This is a genomic window from Kitasatospora sp. MBT66 (genome assembly GCF_000710405.2).
GTDB classification, from domain to species: Bacteria; Actinomycetota; Actinomycetes; order Streptomycetales; family Streptomycetaceae; genus Kitasatospora; species Kitasatospora purpeofusca.
Genome location: NZ_JAIY01000027.1, coordinates 15,129 through 15,940 on the forward strand (window position 1 = coordinate 15,129; position 812 = coordinate 15,940).

Genomic DNA, 812 nt, shown 5'->3' on the forward strand with positions numbered 1-812 from the left:
GGAGGCGGCCCGCCTCGCGGTGGCGGCGGCCGTCCGGGCCGGCGACCGGTCCGGCGAGGCCCAGGCCCGCAACGATCTGGCGACGGCACTGGGCGCGCTCGGCCGCCATGACGAGATGCTGTGCGAACTCCGTCTCGCCCGGGCCCTGTTCGCGTCGATCGGCGACCGGGTCGGGGAGGGGCACACGATCGGTAACCTCGGCGACCACTGTCTCGGCACGGGTGCCTACGGGCAGGCGCGGCTGCACTTCGAGGGAGCGCTGACGCTGTTCCGGGCGCAGCCGGAGGAGCGCCGGGACGACTGGGCGATCCGGGTCTGCGAGACCAACATCGGGGTGACCGCGATGCTGTCGGGCCGGGACCGGGAGGCGGACCAGTACCTGCACCGGGCCCTGGAGCGGCACCGGTCCAGCGGTGATCCGGTCCTGGAGAGCATCACCCTCTACCACCTGGGCGACCGCCTCCGCCGGCTGGACCGTCCGGCGGAGGCGGCGGTACGGCTGCGGCAGGCCCTGGCAGTGCTGGACGGCACGACCCGCAACCCCCGGCTGCGCGCCGATGTGCTGGCCGCCCTGGCCCGCCTCGGCGAGGCCGCCGACCCGCCGCACGCCCGGGGCCCGGCCGGCGGGTAGCGACTGTCGCGGCGCACCGTCCTCGCCGTACCACGTGGCCGGGCTTCGCGGGCCTGCCGGTCGGCGGTGTCGCCCGCGCGGGTGGTCGTGGCCGCGGGCCGGCACGGCGGGCGACCGGGCGGGGGTGGTGCGTGGTCGGATGGTCCGTCGGTGGTGCGGGCGGGCGTCGGCCGGGGCGGAG

The 812-nt window shown here is 77.6% G+C and carries 1 protein-coding gene; it reads left to right on the forward strand.

The genetic code is table 11. From position 1 onward, the window contains the following. A partial coding sequence (locus BI06_RS45070; protein ID WP_158516557.1) for a tetratricopeptide repeat protein occupies positions 1-631 on the forward strand: 631 nt, incomplete at its 5' end. Between the last annotated feature and the right edge of the window lie 181 nt (positions 632-812).